14 protein-coding genes are annotated in these 16,435 nt (G+C 66.6%); 12 read left to right on the top strand and 2 right to left on the bottom strand.

All coding sequences use genetic code 11. From position 1 onward, the window contains the following. Positions 1–30 precede the first annotated feature (30 nt). The 9 genes from DX03_RS19750 to DX03_RS19710 all read left to right on the top strand — a co-directional run bounded on the left by DX03_RS19750 (position 31) and on the right by DX03_RS19710 (position 9,942). Positions 31–1,035 (top strand): TRAP transporter substrate-binding protein, encoded by a 1,005-nt coding sequence (locus DX03_RS19750; protein ID WP_038691466.1) that lies wholly within the window; start codon positions 31–33, stop codon positions 1,033–1,035. A 12-nt stretch (positions 1,036–1,047) separates the two neighbouring features. Further along, positions 1,048–1,584 (top strand): TRAP transporter small permease, encoded by a 537-nt coding sequence (locus DX03_RS19745; protein ID WP_038691464.1) that lies wholly within the window; start codon positions 1,048–1,050, stop codon positions 1,582–1,584. A gap of 3 nt (positions 1,585–1,587) precedes the next feature. After that, a complete protein-coding gene (locus DX03_RS19740; RefSeq protein ID WP_038691462.1) occupies positions 1,588–2,871 on the top strand; it encodes a TRAP transporter large permease in 1,284 nt (427 codons plus the stop codon). Next, positions 2,844–4,001 carry a pectate lyase gene (gene pelA, locus DX03_RS19735; protein ID WP_038691460.1) on the top strand — a complete coding sequence of 386 codons (1,158 nt, stop codon included), beginning with the start codon at positions 2,844–2,846 and terminating at the stop codon, positions 3,999–4,001. Before DX03_RS19740 ends, pelA begins: the two co-directional genes overlap by 28 nt. Positions 4,002–4,038: 37 nt before the next feature. After that, positions 4,039–5,619, top strand: a complete 1,581-nt coding sequence (locus DX03_RS19730; RefSeq protein ID WP_038691458.1) for a family 43 glycosylhydrolase — start codon at positions 4,039–4,041, stop codon at positions 5,617–5,619. A 43-nt stretch (positions 5,620–5,662) separates the two neighbouring features. After that, a complete protein-coding gene (locus tag DX03_RS19725; protein WP_051599021.1) occupies positions 5,663–6,721 on the top strand; it encodes a LacI family DNA-binding transcriptional regulator in 1,059 nt (352 codons plus the stop codon). 219 nt (positions 6,722–6,940) lie between these two features. After that, positions 6,941–7,789: a 5-dehydro-4-deoxy-D-glucuronate isomerase gene (gene kduI, locus DX03_RS19720; RefSeq protein ID WP_038691456.1), complete on the top strand. Its 849-nt coding sequence runs from the start codon at positions 6,941–6,943 to the stop codon at positions 7,787–7,789. A 66-nt stretch (positions 7,790–7,855) separates the two neighbouring features. Beyond that, on the top strand, positions 7,856–8,611 hold the full coding sequence (gene kduD, locus DX03_RS19715; protein ID WP_038691455.1) for a 2-dehydro-3-deoxy-D-gluconate 5-dehydrogenase KduD: 756 nt from the start codon (positions 7,856–7,858) through the stop codon (positions 8,609–8,611). A gap of 227 nt (positions 8,612–8,838) precedes the next feature. After that, on the top strand, positions 8,839–9,942 hold the full coding sequence (locus tag DX03_RS19710; RefSeq protein WP_038692710.1) for a GDSL-type esterase/lipase family protein: 1,104 nt from the start codon (positions 8,839–8,841) through the stop codon (positions 9,940–9,942). 30 nt (positions 9,943–9,972) lie between these two features. On the opposite strand, the gene DX03_RS20835 is transcribed toward DX03_RS19710, so the two are convergent. Together DX03_RS20835 and phhA are read right to left on the bottom strand one after the other, a co-directional pair. Further along, positions 9,973–10,632: a DMP19 family protein gene (locus DX03_RS20835; protein WP_038692708.1), complete on the bottom strand. Its 660-nt coding sequence runs from the start codon at positions 10,630–10,632 to the stop codon at positions 9,973–9,975. A gap of 150 nt (positions 10,633–10,782) precedes the next feature. Beyond that, positions 10,783–11,679 (bottom strand): phenylalanine 4-monooxygenase, encoded by an 897-nt coding sequence (phhA, locus tag DX03_RS19700; protein WP_038692706.1) that lies wholly within the window; start codon positions 11,677–11,679, stop codon positions 10,783–10,785. A 127-nt stretch (positions 11,680–11,806) separates the two neighbouring features. Here phhA and DX03_RS19695 point away from each other — a divergent pair, with 127 nt between their 5' ends. The 3 genes from DX03_RS19695 to DX03_RS21320 all read left to right on the top strand — a co-directional run bounded on the left by DX03_RS19695 (position 11,807) and on the right by DX03_RS21320 (position 16,435). Further along, entirely contained in the window at positions 11,807–12,289 is a 483-nt protein-coding gene (locus tag DX03_RS19695) for an Lrp/AsnC family transcriptional regulator (protein ID WP_038691453.1), read from the top strand. 529 nt (positions 12,290–12,818) lie between these two features. After that, complete coding sequence (locus tag DX03_RS19690; protein ID WP_038691451.1) at positions 12,819–15,527, top strand: type VI secretion system Vgr family protein; 2,709 nt, start codon at positions 12,819–12,821, stop codon at positions 15,525–15,527. Next, complete coding sequence (locus DX03_RS21320; protein ID WP_185753409.1) at positions 15,524–16,435, top strand: hypothetical protein; 912 nt, start codon at positions 15,524–15,526, stop codon at positions 16,433–16,435. Before DX03_RS19690 ends, DX03_RS21320 begins: the two co-directional genes overlap by 4 nt.

Here is a 16,435-nt window from a genome sequence, read left to right as displayed (position 1 = left end):
GCCTTGGACAGTCCGCTTGGGAGGGCGCAGATGTTCACTCGCAGAAATTTCCTTGGCACCGGTCTGGGCGCGCTTGCCGTGCCTGCGCTGGCGGCCTGTTCGCGGTCAACGGGCAGCGCGCCGGCCGGTGCGCAGTTGCTGACCGCCACCGACGTCCACGTGGCCGACTACCCCACCGTCACCGCGGTGAAGTGGATCGGCCAGCAGCTGGAACACAAGACCGGCGGCCGCCTGAAGCTGCGCCAGTACCACTCCGGCCAGCTCGGCCGTGAGTCCGAGGCGATCGACATGGCCCGCTTCGGCGCCATCGACATCACCCGGGTCTACTCCGGTGCACTCAACAACGCCTTTCCGCTGACCCAGGCGCTGTGCCTGCCCTACGTGTTCGAGTCGGTGGCGCACATGCGCCGCGCGCTGGACGGTGGCGTGGCCGACGCAGTGCTGAAGGGCTTCGAGACCCGCGACCTGGTCGGCCTGGCCATCTACGATTCCGGCGCGCGCTGCTTCTACAACACCAAGCACCCCATCGTGGAGCCCAAGGACCTGCACGGCCTGAAGCTGCGCGTGGCGTCGTCGGACATCTTCATCCAGCTGATGCGCCTGCTGGGTGCCAACCCCACCCCGATGTCGCTGGGCGACACTTTCTCGGGCATGGAAACGCACATGATCGACGGTGCGGAAAACAACATGCGCAGCTTCCATTCCAGCCGTCATTTCGAGGCCGCGCATTACTGGTCGCAGAGTGACCATTCCTATGCGCCGGACGTGCTGCTGATGTCGCGCCAGAGCCTGGAGGCGCTCACCCCGGCCGACCGCGCGCTGGTGATCGAGACCGCGCGTGAATCGGTCACGGTGATGCGCCAGCAGTGGGATGCCTCGGAAAACACCGCCCGCCAGGCCGTGGCCGACTTCGGCATCACGTTCAACGCCGTCGACATGCCGGCCTTCCGCAAGGCCGCCGATCCGCTGCTGCAGCAGTACCTGCAGCAGCCGGCGCTGGCCGCGCTTACCCGTCGCATCCGCGACTTCGCCTGAGGCCCCGACGCGATGTCCGACCCGACTTCCGAACCCCCCGTCATCGTCAGCGCGCCGCAGCGCGTGCTCAACGTCATCGCCGACGTCGCCATCCACATTGCCGTCATCGCCCTGCTCGGGCTGGTGGTGGTGCAGGGCTGGCAGGTGTTCGCACGCTACGTCATCAACGATTCGCCCAGCTGGACCGAGCCGGTCACGCTGCTGCTGCTGGCCACCGCGATGAGCCTGGGCGCGGCCACTGGCGTGCACACCCGCCGCCACTTCGGCTTCTTCCTGCTGGCCGCGCACATGGGCCCGGGCCTGCGCCGCGCGGTGGACGTGTTCGCCGCGCTGGTGGTGGCCGTGCTCGGCACCGTGATTGCATGGTGGGCCGCGGTGCTGCTGCTGGACGGCCTGGACATCAAGGCGGCCGGCGCCAACCTGCCGCAGAGCATCAACTACCTGCCGCTGTCCATTGGCGGCGCACTGATGGCGATCTTCGCCGTGAACCAGATGGTGCAGGCTGTGCTGCCCGTCGACGCCGACACCGTTGCCGAGGGAGACCGCTGAGCCATGGGTATCACGATCCTGTTTACCGTTTTCGCGGTGCTGCTGCTGCTGGGCGTGCCGGTGGCCTATGCGCTGGCCGCCGCCGCCCTGGCCACGCTGTGGTACCTGGACCTGCCCACCCTGGTGCTGGTCCAGCAGATCTCCGCCGGCACCGGCTCGGCCTCGCTGATCGCCATTCCCTTGTTCATCTTCGCCGGTGAAATCATGATGCGCGGCGGCATCTCCGAACGCCTGATCTCGCTGGCCTCCTCGCTGGTGGGGCGCATGCGCGGTGGCCTGGGCCAGGTGTCGATCCTGTCCTCGCTGTTCTTCGGTGGCGTGTCCGGTTCGGCCATCGCCGATGTCTCGGCGGTGGGCGGCACGATGATTCCGCAGATGGTCAAGCGCGGCTACGACCGCGACTTCGCGGTCAACGTCAGCATCACTGCCGCGCTGGTCGCGCTGCTGGTGCCGCCGTCGCACAACCTGATCCTGTTCTCGGCCGCGGCCGGCGGCGGGCTGTCGATCGCCGACCTGTTCGCGGCCGGTATCGTGCCGGCGCTGCTGATGACCGTCGTCCTGATGATCACCGGTTATCTCGTGGCACGCCGCCGCGGTTACGGCGTGGAAATCTTCCCGGGCTGGCGCGCGGTGCTGCTGCGGCTGGTCTCGGCGCTGCCGGGCCTGGGCCTGGTGGCGCTGATCTTCATCGGTATCCGCGCGGGCATCTTCACCGCGGTGGAAAGCGCGGCCATCGCCGTGGTCTACGCCCTGCTGGTCACCACCGTGCTGTACCGCCAGCTCAACTGGCGCGAGTTCATGGGCACGGTGACCCATGCGGCGCGCAGCACCGGTGTGATCCTGTTCGTGATCGCCACCGCCGCGGTGTTCGGCTGGCTGCTGGCCTACCTGGAAGTGCCCGCGGCCGCGGTGAACTTCCTGCAGTCCTTCGCGCACAGCCAGTTCATGGTGCTGCTGATGATCGTGGTGATGCTGTTGCTGCTGGGCACCTTCATGGACCTGGCACCGATGATCCTGATCTGCACGCCGATCTTCCTGCCGGTGGCCAAGGCCTACGGCATCGACCCGATCCACTTCGGCCTGGTGCTGGTGCTGACCGGTGGTCTGGGCCTGGTGACGCCGCCGGTGGGCTCGGTGCTGTTCATCGGTACCGCAATCGGCAAGATCAGCGTGGGCGAGAGCATGCGCTCGATCTGGCCCTTCTGGTTCGCCGCGTTGGGCGTGCTGTTGATCGTCACCTTCTTCCCGGAAATGTCGCTGTGGCTGCCCGCCCTGCTGCGCGCGTAAACGTGCGGCGGCTCGCGGTCCTGCTGTGGATCGCCCTGCCCTGCGCCACGATGGCGCAGGGCCCGGACATCGCGCTGCGCGGCTTCCAGGACGGCATCCACCACTGGCAGAGCGGGCACGGCACGGACTACCCGCGCTATCGCCCGGACCAGTACCGACAGATCGCCGACAACCTGCTTGTGCTGCAGCGTGGCGGCGGTGGCTGGGCGGTCAACCAGGACCCGCAACGCATCCTCGATGACACCGCCCGTACGCAGGCGCTGGCCGACCAGGCTACGCCCGGGGGCAGCTTCGACAACCGCAACATCTACACCCAGGTGGCCTACCTCGCCGAGGCCTTCGCGCGCAGCGGTGACGTGCGCTATCGCGATGCCGCCGTACACGGGCTGGACTTCATCCTCGCCGAGCAGATCGACAGCTGTGGTGGCTGGCCGCATTCGGTGCCGTCCCGTACCGCGTACCACGGCCACATCACCTTCGCCGACGACGTCACCAGTGGCGTGCTGACCACGCTGCGGCGCGTGCTGCGCGAGCCGGTGTTCGGCTTCATCACTTCCGATCAGCGTGCCCGCGTGGACGCCGCCGTGACCGCCGGGGATGCCTGCCTGCTGCGCCTGCAGGTGCGCCAGGACGGCGTGGCGACGATCTGGGCCGGGCAGTACGACCGCACCACCCTGCTGCCCGCGCAGGGCCGGAAGTTCGAGCTGCCCGCACTGGTCACCGACGAGAGTGTCGGCGTGGTCCGTTACCTGATGGCGATCCCGGACCCGTCGCCGGCGGTGGTCGCCGCCATCAACGCCGCCATGGCGTGGTTCCAGGCGCACGCAGTAACCGGGTGGCGGTTGGAGACGTTCGAGACGACCCCGGCGCAGTTCCAGTTCCATCGCACCACCGTCGACCGCCGCCTGGTCGCCGACGCCGGCGCGCCGCTGCTGTGGGGGCGCTTCCACGACCTGCAGGACAGTTCGGTGCTGCTGGCCAACCGCGAGGGCGAACGGGTGGCCCGTTTCGACGAGATTCCGCGCGAGCGCCGCACCGGCTACCACTGGTACGGCACCTGGCCGCAGGCCCTGATCACCACCGACTACCCGCGCTGGCAACAGCGCACCGCCGGGACCGGGGCGCGCTGAGCGCGGCCGGCCCACGCTACGTTCAAGGAGACACACGATGCGTTTGAGGACGACCCTGGCCAGCTTCGCCACCGCCTGCCTGCTGCTGGCGGGCGCCGGCCACGCCGCCGAGCCCGCCACCGCCTGGAAGCGCGGGATCGAAAACCAGCGCCAGGCCGACCTGGGCAACGGCACCTTCCTCAACCCGGTGTTCGCCGGTGACCGGCCGGATCCCTCGGTGCTCAAGGATGGGCAGGACTACTACCTCACCCTGTCCTCGTTCGATGCCTACCCCGGCCTGCCGATCTGGCACTCGCGCGACCTGGTCAACTGGCAGCCGCTGGGCCATGCCATCACCAGGAACGTGGGGGCGATCTGGGCGCCGGACATCGTCAAGCACGGCAGCCGCTACTACATCTATTTCCCGGCCCGCACCGGCGAGACCCGCAGCAACTTCGTGGTCTGGGCCGACAGCATCAAAGGCCCGTGGAGCGAGCCGATCGACATCGGGCTGGGGGCCTACATCGACCCGGGCCACGCGGTGGGCGAAGACGGCAAGCGCTACCTGTTCCTCAGCGGCGGCGACTACGTGCAACTGGCCGACGACGGGCTGAGCGTGGTCGGCACGCCCAAGCACGTGTACGACGGCTGGAAGTACCCGGAAAGCTGGGACGTGGAGGCCTACGCGCAGGAAGGCCCGAAGATCAATTTCCGCGATGGCTGGTACTACATGACCACCGCCGTGGGCGGCACCGCCGGCCCGCCGACCGGGCACATGGTGATCACCGCGCGCTCGCGCTCGATCCACGGCCCGTGGGTGAATGCGCCCAACAACCCGATCATGCGCACCCGGTCGGCCGCCGAGCCGTGGTGGTCGCGCGGCCACGCCACGGTGATCGAAGGCACCGACGGGCGCTGGTGGATGATGTACCACGGCTACGAGAACGGGTATTGGACACTGGGCCGCCAGGCCCTGCTGGAGCCGATCGAATGGACCGCCGACGGCTGGTTCGTGGCCAAGGGCGGCGATCTGGGCCAGCCGCTGGCCAAGCCCTCGGGCAGCTCGGTGGGCCCGCACGGCATGGCGCTGTCCGACGATTTCCGCGGCACGCGCCTTGGCCCGCAGTGGTCGTTCTTCAACCCGGCCCAGGACGAGTACGCCCGGCTGGACTTCACCGGCAAGGGCCTGGTGCTGCAGGGCAAGGGTGAAACGCCCCGCGACAGCTCGCCGCTGACCGCCATCGCCGGTGACACGGCCTACCAGTTCGAGGTCGAGATGCACGTCGCCCCGGGTGCGGTGGGCGGTGCCCTGCTCTACTACAGCGACCGCCTGTACGTGGGCGTTGGCAGCAACGGCGAGAAGTTCATCATGCACCGCTACGGCGAGGAGCGCCCCACCCGGCTGGCCCCCAGCGCCACCGGGGGCACGCTGTGGCTGCGGGTGACCAACAACCGTCACATCGTCACCATTCACTCCAGCACCGACGGCAAAACCTGGCAGAAGTACCCGGTTCAGATGGAAGTCTCCGGCTACCATCACAATGTGGCGGGCAAGTTCCTGGCCCTGAAGCCGGCCCTGTACGCTGCCGGCCAGGGCAAGGTGGAGTTCCGCAATTTCCGCTACCGCGCCCTCGATTGAGCTGCCCGCTAGAATCCCCTGACTCATCCCCGGTTTGAACGACATGTCATTGCGCAGCAAAACCGATCCGTCGCCGCACGGATTGACCAAAGGCAAGGCCGCCACGATCAACGACATCGCGCGCCTGTCCGGGGTGTCCAAGAAGACGGTCTCGCGCATCATCAACAACTCGCCGCTGGTGCGTAAAGACACCCGCGACAAGGTGGAAGCACTGATGCGCGAGGTGGGCTACACGCCCGACCCGCTGGCGCGTGGGCTGGCCTTCCGGCGCTCGTTCCTGATCGGCATGGTCTACGACAACCCCACCGCGCAGTACATCGTGGACATGCAGTACGGCGCGCTGGACGCGCTGCGCGGCTCCAGTTTCGAACTGGTGGTGCACCCCTGCGACTCGCGCAGCCCCGGCTACATCGATGGCGTGCGCCGCTTCGTGCAGCAGCAGAAGCTGCACGGCGTGATCCTGGTACCGCGTGCGTCGGAAGACCAGGCGCTGGTGGACATGCTCGATGAGATCGGCGTCCGCTTCACCCGCATCGCCTCGCTGCCCCTGGACGACACCTCGCAGATGGTGGTCACCCACGACCGCGACGGCGCCGCCGAAGCGGCCGACTACCTGCTCTCGCTGGGCCACCGCGACATCGCCCTGGTGACCGGCCCGAGCGCCTACCGTTCGGCGCACGAGCGTACCGCCGGCTTCATCGATGCGCTGGCCAAGCGCGGCATCGAGCTGCCCCCGGCGCGCATCGTCGAGGCCGGCTATACCTTCGAATCGGGCGTGGCCGCCGCCGAAAAGCTGCTGCTGGGCAAGCAGCGCCCCACCGCCATCTTCACCGGCAACGATGAAATGGCCGCCGGCATCTACAAGGTCGCCCTGCGCGCGGGCATCAACATTCCGCGCCAGCTGTCGATCATCGGCTACGACGACAGCCCGCTGGCCTCGCGCCTGTGGCCGTCGCTGACCTCGGTGCGCCGCCACACCCGCGACACCGGGCGCACCGCCGCGGCCATGCTGATCCAGCCCGACGGCCAGGCCGCGCTGCAGATCGCCAGCGTGCGCCCGCACCTGATCGTGCGCGACTCCTGCCAACCGCCCGAGGATTGACGCGCGCCGCGATGGCAACGACGCGCGTTCAGGATCAACGCGTCGCCACGCGCCCGTGCAATCGGTTGCCGATCGCACGGCTTTTCTGACATGGACACCACGCCGGGCCCGCCCTGGCCTATCGTGCGCTGCAAAATGACACCGGTTTACCAACTCGCTACACTTTGACCAAATCGCGCCGGGGCCGACCTGCTGCCCCACCCCTGCTCTGGAGACGCCATGTACTGCAAGACCCACTACGCCACCCATCCCGACGCCATCAAGGGCGCCAGCAATGACGACCTGCGCGAGCTGTACCTGCTCGACGGCCTGTTCAACGCCGATGCGGTGACGCTGAAGTACACCCACTACGAGCGCTTCGTGCTCGGCGGTGCGGCCCCGGTCAACGGCCCGCTGTCGCTGCCCAAGCAGACCGAGCCTGCCTCGGCCGCCGGCCATCCGTTCCTGGAGCGTCGCGAGCTGGGCATCATCAACGTCGGCGCCGGCAGCGGCACCGTCACCGTGGACGGCACCGTGTTCCAGCTCGGCCCGAAGGACGGCCTGTACGTGGCCATGGGCAGCGTGGACGTGGTGTTCGCCTCCGATGACGCCGCCACCCCGGCGCAGTTCTACCTGGCCTCCACGCCGGCGCATGCGCGCTTTGAAACCAAGCAGCTGTCGATCAAGGACGCCGTGGCGCTGGATCGCGGCGCGCTGGAAACCAGCAACGAGCGCACCATCTACCAGTACATCGTGCCGGCCACCTGCCAGTCCTCGCAGCTGCTGCTGGGCCTGACCGTGCTCAAGCCGGGCAGCGTCTGGAACACCATGCCGCCGCACCTGCACGACCGCCGCAGCGAAGTCTATTTCTACTTCGACCTGGGCCAGAACGACCGCGTGTACCACTTCATGGGCGAGCCCGACGCGCAGCGCCACATCGTCATCCAGAACAACGAAGCGGTGGTGTCCCCGCCGTGGTCGATCCACATGGGCGCCGGCACCAGCAACTACGCCTTCATCTGGGCGATGGGCGGCGAAAACCTGGATTACACCGACATGCACGTGCTGGACATCTGCCAGCTCAAGTGACCCCCGCACGCCGCCCGCATCGCGCGGGCGGCGTCTGTGCCGCATTGGAAAAGGACCGCATACGCAATGGCTAATCCGTTCAGTCTGGAAGGCAAGGTCGCCCTGGTCACCGGTGGCAACACCGGCCTGGGGCAGGGCATCGCCGTGGCATTGGCGCAGGCCGGTGCCGACGTCGCCGTGGCCGGCATCCAGCCGCCCACCGAGACCATCGCCGCCATCACTTCGCTGGGCCGTCGCTGCCTGGCTATCGAAGCCAACCTGATCAGCATCGAGCCGGTCGAGCGGGTCATCCGCGAAACCATCGAAGGCCTCGGCGGACTGGATATCCTGGTCAACAACGCCGGTCTTATCCGCCGCGCCGACGCGGTGGACTTCAGCGAGCAGGACTGGGACGACGTGATGAACGTCAACATCAAGTCCGCGTTCTTCATCTCGCAGGCCGCCGGCCGGCATTTCATCGCCCAGGGCCGCGGCAAGATCATCAACATCGCCTCGATGCTGTCCTTCCAGGGCGGTATCCGCGTGCCGTCGTACACGGCCAGCAAGAGCGGCATCGCCGGCATCACGCGGTTGCTGGCCAACGAGTGGGCCAGCAAGGGCATCAACGTCAACGCGATCGCCCCGGGCTACATGGCCACCGACAACACCGCGGCGCTGCGTGCTGACGAGGACCGCAACAAGTCCATCCTCGACCGTATCCCGGCCGCTCGCTGGGGCACCCCGGAAGACCTGGGCGGCACGGCCGTGTTCCTGGCGTCCAGCGCATCGGACTACGTCAACGGCGCGGTCCTGCCGGTCGATGGCGGCTGGCTCGCTCGGTAAGCGACACCACCGAACGATGCGCCCACGCGGGCAGACGATGGGCGCCCTTGGGCGCCCATCTGTCATTCAGGCACCCCATCTGCCCGGTAGTGCCGGCCGCTGGCCGGCAGCTCTCAGGCACCCCCATCTGCCCCGTAGCCCCGGCCGCTGGCCGGCAGCTCTCAGGCACCCCATCTGCCCGGTAGTCCCGGCCGCTGGCCGGCAGCTCTCCACCCAGGAGCATGACCATGCTGCGTTTGCTGTTGTCGCTGTCGTTCCTGCTCGCCGCCCCCAGCGCGCTGTGCGCCCCACACCGCATCTTCATTGCCGGGGATTCCACCGCCGCCGCGTACGGCCCGGAGCGCGCGCCACAGGCCGGCTGGGGCCAGGCCTTGCAGAGCTATCTCGATCCCACCGTGTGGGAGGTCCGCAACCACGCCAAGGGCGGCCGCAGCACGCGCAGCTTCATCGACGAGAAACGCCTGGACGCCATCGCCGCCGAACTCCAGCGCGGCGACGTGCTGCTGATCCAGTTCGGCCACAACGACGCCAAGTTCGAAGATCCCACGCGCTACACCGAGCCCGTCAGTGCCTATCCGCACTACCTCATGCGCTACGTGCAGCTGGCCCGCGACAAGGGTGCCACGCCGGTGCTGATCACCCCGGTGGCGCGCCTGCTGTACGACTTCGGCTCACTGCTGGACACCCATGCGCTGTACACACAGGCCATGAAGCAGCTGGCCACGCGCGACCATGTGGCGCTGATCGATCTCAACGACAGCTCCACGCGCTGGATCCGCGCGTTGGGCGAGCAGGGCGCGCGGCCGTACTTCCTGTTCGTGCCCGAACAGAACAAGGCCGATGGCACGCACTTCAGCACCGCCGGTGCAAACGCCGTGGCATGCCTGGTCATGCGCGACTGGGTTGCGTTGCAGCCCACGCTGAAACCGGCGCTGAAACGCGATATCGATTGCGACGTGCGAAGTGCAGGGCAGGGCGCGGATGCATCCAAGCCCTCGCGCGTGGTGCACGAGCGCGACATCGCGATCACCCAGCCCGGCCCCCATGGCGGCGCCGGCCCCACCACCGCCTACCCGTTCTTCGCCAACGACACCGACCTGCCGTTCGTGCTGCGCAAGCGCGTGCTGCACAAAGGCGCCGGCATCGGCCTGCACCCGCAGCACAAGGACGAGATCTACTACATCGTCAGCGGGCGTGGCAGCTATGTACTGGACGGCAAACAACACGACGTGGCGGCTGGCGACGCGCTGCTGACCCGCACCGGCAGCCTGCATGCGCTGCAGCAGGTGGGCGACGATGACCTGGTGGTGCTGCTGGCCTATCCCCGGTAGGTACCGACCGGGGGTCGGCACCGGGCGTACTCACGGCTGCGGGCCGGCATCCGGTTCCGGCCCGAAATGCAGCACGCCGAGCCTGGCCAGGTCCTCGGGGCGTGCGTAGTACGCCTCTTCAAACTGCTCCAGCGCGTCCTGCTCCGCAGGCGTCATCGCCTCGTACAGATCGCTCAACTCGGTCACCGCCGGATCATCCTCAAAACGATCCAGCAGCCCGCGCATGCCGGCCAGCGCCGCATGCGTCTGGTCCGCACCCATGGCACGCAGCCCCTGCAGGGCCAGCTGACAGGTGGGGTCGCCCCAGTTGCACAGGAACTGCATGAAGCCGCCGTTGTTGATGTCCGCTTCCATCCGCCACAACGCCACCAGCAGCTGGTCCTGCGCTGACAGCGCGTCCAGTCTCCAGTCCAGAGCATGCAGCCGCTGCATGGCATGGTCGTAGCGCGCATCCCACAGCAGGTCCAGCACGTAGACCATGCCGGTGGCCGACGCCGGCGACAGCGCCGGCCAGTTCGCGCCGAGGCCGTCGTCGGTCAACACCCACTGTGCACGCTGCTTCGCCGACGCCTTCTCCAGCCGCGGGTTGCGCGTGAGGAACTCAGCCACCTGCGTGCCGTTGGCCAGCTGCAGGTGTACGTGGGTGGCATCGAAGTGGATGGATTGGATGCGGAACGCAGACAGAGGCATGGCGTTGGACAGCGGCACGGGCAGGGCCAAGACCTTAACAGAGCTCAATCCATCCCCCGGTAGAGCCGACCGTTGGTCGGCTGCTCCACATCCATGCCGCCCGCTGCACTGTCGCGCGAACGGCAGCCGACCAACGGTCGGCTCTACCGATCAGACGTCGCCGCCGTCTTCCCAGCCTTCGCCGGTGCCCTTCTGGAACACGGTGTCGCCGTCCTGCACGTCACCGGCGGGCAGATGGTCCTTGGCTTCCAGCGCCGCATAGATCGGGGTGAAGTCCGGCGCGGTCGCCTCCATCAACTGCTCGAAGCTGTCGATGACGAAGTAGGTTTTCTGGAATGTGTCGATGCGGTAGCGGGTACGCATGATCCGCTCCAGGTCGAAGCCGATGCGGTTGGGCGCGGCCGATTCCAGCGAGTACAGCGATTCGCCCTTGGACGACACAATGCCGGCGCCGTAGATGCGCAGGCCTTCGTCGGTGTTGATCAGCCCGAACTCCACCGTGTACCAGTACAGGCGGGTGAGGTGCTGCAGCGCCTCGGGGCCGATCGCATGCGCCTTGACGCCACCGCGGCCGTAAGCGGCCATGTAATCGGCGAACACCGGGTTCATCAGCAGCGGCACATGCCCGAACAGGTCATGGAACATGTCCGGTTCGGCGATGTAGTCGATCTGGTCGGGCCGGCGGATCCACCAGGTCACCGGGAAGCGGCGGTTGGCCAGGTGGTCGAAGAAGTCCAGTTCCGGCAGCAGCCCTTCCACCCCCACCAGGGTCCAGCCGGTGGCGGCGCCCAGCACCTCGTTGAGCTGGTCGAAGCGCGGAATCATGTGCGCGCTCATGCCCATCTCGTCCTGCGCGTGCAGGAACTCCTTGCTGGCGCGGCCTTCCAGCAGCGCACGCTGGCGCTGGTACAGCGTGCTCCAGGTGGCGTGGTCGTCGGCGGTGTAGGTGTCCCAGGGCTGTTCCACGATCGCGGTGGTATACACCGGCACGTAACCCTTGTCGGTCTGCTGGTGTTCGACGCGGCGCGGGGCGGTGGCGGTTTCCATCGTGGTGGTCTCCTGGGAAGTCATCTGACGATGCTAGGGCAGGGGGCGCGCAAGAGGTTTGCAAAGTTGCGCGGATATGCCCAACTGGCGCAATATCATTGCGTCCACCTCATGTTGCGGAGCAGCAATGGCCGGAGAACCCCAGTTCGACCGCACGGATCTGCGCCTGTTGGCTGAAATCCAGCAGCACGGCCGTGCCACCAACGCCGAACTGGCCGCCCGGGTGAACCTGTCCCCGTCGGCCTGCCTGCGCCGCGTGCAGCGCCTGGAGAACGAGGGCGTGATCGCCGGCTACGGCGCGCGGCTGGAACCCCGGCGCATCGGCCTGGGCCTGCAGGCGTTCGTCCGCGTGCAGCTGGAAAAGCACGACCAGCACGCCATCGGCGTGTTCGCCGACAGCGTGGTGGAGTGGGACGAAGTGGTCGCCTGCCATGCCCTCACCGGCGACATGGATTATCTACTGCACATCTACGTGCGCGACCTGGAGCACTTCTCCAGTTTCCTGTTGGACAAACTGCTCAACGCCGCCGGCGTGGCCGACGTCAATTCCAGCTTCGTGCTGCGCACGGTGAAGGATTTCCGCGCGCTGCCGTTGTCGCAGCTGGAATAGCGCGGATCGCAAACGCGATCCCGTGGGGGAACCAGCCGTTGGTCGCCCACACGGCCATTCCAACACGGTAGAGCCGACCGTTGGTCGGCTGCGCGACCACACCAAAGCGGTAGAGTCGACCGTTGGTCGACTGAGCACTGCGTCGCAATGCTCAACATTGAAATGCGTTTAATCCTGCTCCGACAAACAGGCGTCCTGCCGTTGCGTGCGCTGTATCCGCGGCCTCGCCCTTTCTCCTCCTGACGCAATTGCCTCTGTAACCCCCAGCGCTGCGCGACGCACCATGCGCGCGTGCGTTAGGGAGATGACGGATGGACAAGGGTGCCGGAGCGCCACGCCACGGGGCAGTGGGAAACGGATCACAACATACGCCAGCGGATTCATGGTTGAATCCGTACTTGGATGAACGTGGCGGAGCCACGGCGGACCATTCCGCCGCCGGTGCCACGCGCAAGACAGACCCCAGCATTACACCGGCCACTGAGCCGTTGAATGCGAAGGCTGTTGGCGAATCAACAGGGATGTGAACATGGACAGTTCAATGACGGCCGCCTTGGTGGCGGCTCTGCGGGCAGGTGACGCCCGCCGGTTCCTGCGCCTGCACACGGCGCTGGGCCTTGGCGTATTGGTGGCCGAAACATTCGGTGGCCTCGAGCAGATCGATGGCGCGGGGTTTCAATGGTCCATCACCGCGCTCTCGCTGGAGGCCGGGCTCCCACTGGATGAGCTGATCGGCCAACCGGCGCTGTTGCAGCTGGAGCTGGCCAATAGCGACCTGCGCGCCTTCCATGGACGCATCACTGCTGTCCAACGCATCGGCAGCAATGGCGGTCTGGCGCGGTATCGCCTGCGCCTGCAGCCGTGGTTGGCCTTCCTGGGCCAGCGCGTCGACAGCTACGTGTTCCATGACGCCAGCGTGGTCGACATCGTCGAAAACGTCTTCGCCGACTACAGCGGCCTTGTTCCGGCATGGCGCTGGGACCTGACCAATCGCAGCCTCTACGCCAAGCGCAGCCTGACCACGCAGTACCAGGAAACCGACCTGGCCTTCGTGCAGCGCCTGCTGGCCGAAGAGGGCATCTATTACTGGTTCGAACACGCCGGCGAGCCGACCAGTGCGTCGTTGGGTGCGCATACGCTGGTGCTGGCCGACCACCAGCATGCGGCCGCGCAGCTGGGGCAGGTTCGCTTCCATCGTGGGGATGCGTCCGAACGCTCTGACAGCGTGCAGCAGTGGTCGGTGTCGAAACGTTGGTGTACCGCGAAGGTGACCCGTACTACCTGGGACCATCGCAGTCTTGAACTGCGGCACGCCAGTGCCGAAGCACTGACGCCCTATGAGGGCATCGGTGAGGACGCCGACACCTGTGGCCCGTACGGCTGGCAGGACAACGCCCGTGGCCAGCGCCGCGCCCAACAGCATCTGGATGCGCTGCGCGTGCGCGCGCACACGATTGAAGGGCAGGGCAAATGGCGGCAGCTCACCCCCGGGGCCCAGTTCCAGTTGGGCCAGCATCCGGGCGTGAATGCCGGCACCGCCTTCCTGTGCCTGTCGGTGCAGCACCAGGCGCGCAACAACTTCGAGGCCGATGTGTTCGATGCGCTGGAGCAGCAGTTGGGGCCGGCCGCGCAGGCGCCGCTCAGCCTGCCGGGCGCTTTGACGGGATTGTCCGTGGGCAACACCGCGCCGGACCTCACCACTACCTTCTACGACAACCGCTTCGTCGCCATTCCGGCCGACGTGGTGTACCGCCCGCAGACCGAGGACGGCCACGGCACGCGTTTGCATCCGCGCCCGTCGATCACCGGCACGCTCAGCGCCATCGTGGTCAGCGACGGTGAGCCGCTGCAGTCCGATCGCGACCACCGGATCAAGGTGCAGTTCCCGTGGCAGCGCGGTGGTTCATCGAGCACCGGCTTGGCCCATCCTGGCGGCGACGACAACGCCCCGGCCAATGGCGGTGCCTGGACCTGGGTGCGGGTGATGACCCCCTGGGCCGGCGACAACTGGGGCGGCGTGGTGCTGCCCCGTCGCGGCCAGGAAGTGCTGGTGGCCTTCCTTGAGGGCGACATCGACCGCCCGGTCGTGGTCGGCGCGGTCTACAACGGCCGCGGCCAGACCGATGCCGCCCATAACCAGGTCGCCAGCGGCGGGGCCAACGCCACGGGCAATGCGCCGGCGTGGTTCGACGGCAATGAACATGCCGCCGTCTACACCGGCTTCAAAAGTCAGGCGCTGGCCGACAGCCAGGGCGGGCAGGGTGGTTACCAGCAGATGCGCCTGGATGACACGCCGGGCCAAGGACGTGCGCAGCTGTCCACCACGCAACACGCCACTACGCTGACCTTGGGTCACCTGAAGGGCGGCGAAGACAACGTGCGCGAGACCGAGCGTGGTTTCGGCGCGGAACTTTCCACGCAGGCCTTCGGGTCGCTTCGCGCAGGGCAAGGGTTGCTGCTCAGCACCGAGCCTGGCGAACCGCAGTTGGCTGCCAACCAGGCGCTGACCCAGCTGCAGGAAAGTGCCGAGCTGCTGCAATCGCTCAACGAATCGGCAGTGAACCAGCAGGCCCAACTGCCTGAGGAACCGACCAAGTTGCACGCCCACGACGCGCTGGAGAAACTGCAGGAAAGCCTGCGCGCCACCCAGAGCGGCAGCGCGGCGGGCAATATCAGCGGCGGCGACGGCGATGCCCCGGGCTGGGACAAGCCGGTGCTGATGGGCAGCGGCGTGGCCGGCGTGATGAGCCTGACTCCGGCCGACCAGGTCTGGGTGAGTGGTGCGCACACCACGCTGGCCTCAGGCGTGGCGCTGAACTGGCTGAGCCAGGGCTCGATCACGATGGCAGTGGCCGGCGGGCTGGTGCTGTACACCGCCGGCGCCGAGCCCAAGCCGGAGAGCCCGAACCAGGAACGCGGGATTGCGCTGCACGCTGCGCAGGGCAAGGTCAGTGCGCGCGCGCACAAGAACCAGGCAATCCTGGCGGCCAAGACCAACGTGAAGATCACCAGTACCCAGGCCGATGTGCAGTTGTCGGCGCCGAGCAAGCACTTGCTGGCGACGGCGGCCGGCGCTTACATCCGGATAGAGGGCGACAACATCGAGCTGGGCGCGCCCGGGAAGGTGGAGTTCAAGGGCACGCAGCGGGAGTGGACCGCGCCTAGCGCAGCGACGCTGATTTCGGACCACAGCGATGGGCACCTGGGCGGCTGTGATTATAAGGACAGTGCCGGATGAGAGAAATCAACACTGCTGTCCAATCGGCGAGGCGAGGTGAAGCACATCTGATCGCAGACACCTGCTATCTGATAAGCAGAACCACGTCGCTGCAAAGCGATCTGTATGTCTTACTCGATGCAACGGTCGGGCTCAGCTCGGTATTTGGCGCAGAAACAGCGGCTGAACATGTCTCGATAGAGATCGATGGATACCGCAATGCACCTCTTCATCTGGTCAAAATCGAGCGCAAGAACGAACAGGTCTTGCAGGAGTCCGTATCGCTCTACCGGGCCGCAAGAAAGAGGAGGTCCAGGTCGCAGGTGATCGCGTGGATCAGGTCGTCAACAACTACTGAATGCCTCAAGGGAACTTTGGAGAGGGTGATAGACAACGAAAGACGCATGGGATCAGGCGACCCTATGAGAGTCTTCGACTCCAAGTCCGTGCCGCACTGGCCCTACGCGATGTCACGTCAGCAAGTGCAGTTTGTGAGTCGATCACTCTCTGGACTGGCCTTCTTGGACTTCCAGGCAGATTTGCAGTGGTCGTGCATGGATAGTAGACCCGAGCAGGCAGTAGAACGGTCGATACGAAACTGCTTCAACTACGAAAGGGTGCAGTTGATCAATGAGACGCTTGAGACCTTGCGTAAACTCGATGTACTCGAAGTCAATATAGAAAAGGCCCACCGTTTTGCCCAGTCCATAATGAGCAGGCCGAGCCGAATGAATATCTTGGACAGGGTGATCCTTCTTGCTCACGCGCTCATGCTCGACTGCGACTTTCATACGTCACCGAGCATATCCGCGCTCCTCAATGGAAAGCCGAGTACGGGTAATTCATTGATCCAAACCCTTGGTAGGTTGGGGCCGGAAGAGCTTGATCGAATCAGAGATACGCTAATCATCAAGCATGGAGCAGGCTGA

This window comes from Stenotrophomonas rhizophila (assembly GCF_000661955.1).
In the GTDB taxonomy this organism is placed as follows: Bacteria; Pseudomonadota; Gammaproteobacteria; order Xanthomonadales; family Xanthomonadaceae; genus Stenotrophomonas; species Stenotrophomonas rhizophila.
The sequence above is the reverse complement of the archived record's forward strand: the minus strand, read 5'-3'. Positions and strand labels throughout refer to the sequence as shown.

Bases quoted from the DNA above. Each gene is read 5' to 3' on its own strand.
- DX03_RS19750 (WP_038691466.1), top strand. From the start codon at position 31: ATGTTCACTCGCAGAAATTTCCTTGGCACCGGTCTGGGCGCGCTTGCC.
- DX03_RS19745 (WP_038691464.1), top strand. From the start codon at position 1,048: ATGTCCGACCCGACTTCCGAACCCCCCGTCATCGTCAGCGCGCCGCAG.
- DX03_RS19740 (WP_038691462.1), top strand. From the start codon at position 1,588: ATGGGTATCACGATCCTGTTTACCGTTTTCGCGGTGCTGCTGCTGCTG.
- DX03_RS19730 (WP_038691458.1), top strand. From the start codon at position 4,039: ATGCGTTTGAGGACGACCCTGGCCAGCTTCGCCACCGCCTGCCTGCTG.
- DX03_RS19725 (WP_051599021.1), top strand. From the start codon at position 5,663: ATGTCATTGCGCAGCAAAACCGATCCGTCGCCGCACGGATTGACCAAA.
- kduI (WP_038691456.1), top strand. From the start codon at position 6,941: ATGTACTGCAAGACCCACTACGCCACCCATCCCGACGCCATCAAGGGC.
- kduD (WP_038691455.1), top strand. From the start codon at position 7,856: ATGGCTAATCCGTTCAGTCTGGAAGGCAAGGTCGCCCTGGTCACCGGT.
- DX03_RS19710 (WP_038692710.1), top strand. From the start codon at position 8,839: ATGCTGCGTTTGCTGTTGTCGCTGTCGTTCCTGCTCGCCGCCCCCAGC.
- DX03_RS20835 (WP_038692708.1), bottom strand. From the start codon at position 10,632: ATGCCTCTGTCTGCGTTCCGCATCCAATCCATCCACTTCGATGCCACC.
- phhA (WP_038692706.1), bottom strand. From the start codon at position 11,679: ATGGAAACCGCCACCGCCCCGCGCCGCGTCGAACACCAGCAGACCGAC.
- DX03_RS19695 (WP_038691453.1), top strand. From the start codon at position 11,807: ATGGCCGGAGAACCCCAGTTCGACCGCACGGATCTGCGCCTGTTGGCT.
- DX03_RS19690 (WP_038691451.1), top strand. From the start codon at position 12,819: ATGGACAGTTCAATGACGGCCGCCTTGGTGGCGGCTCTGCGGGCAGGT.
- DX03_RS21320 (WP_185753409.1), top strand. From the start codon at position 15,524: ATGAGAGAAATCAACACTGCTGTCCAATCGGCGAGGCGAGGTGAAGCA.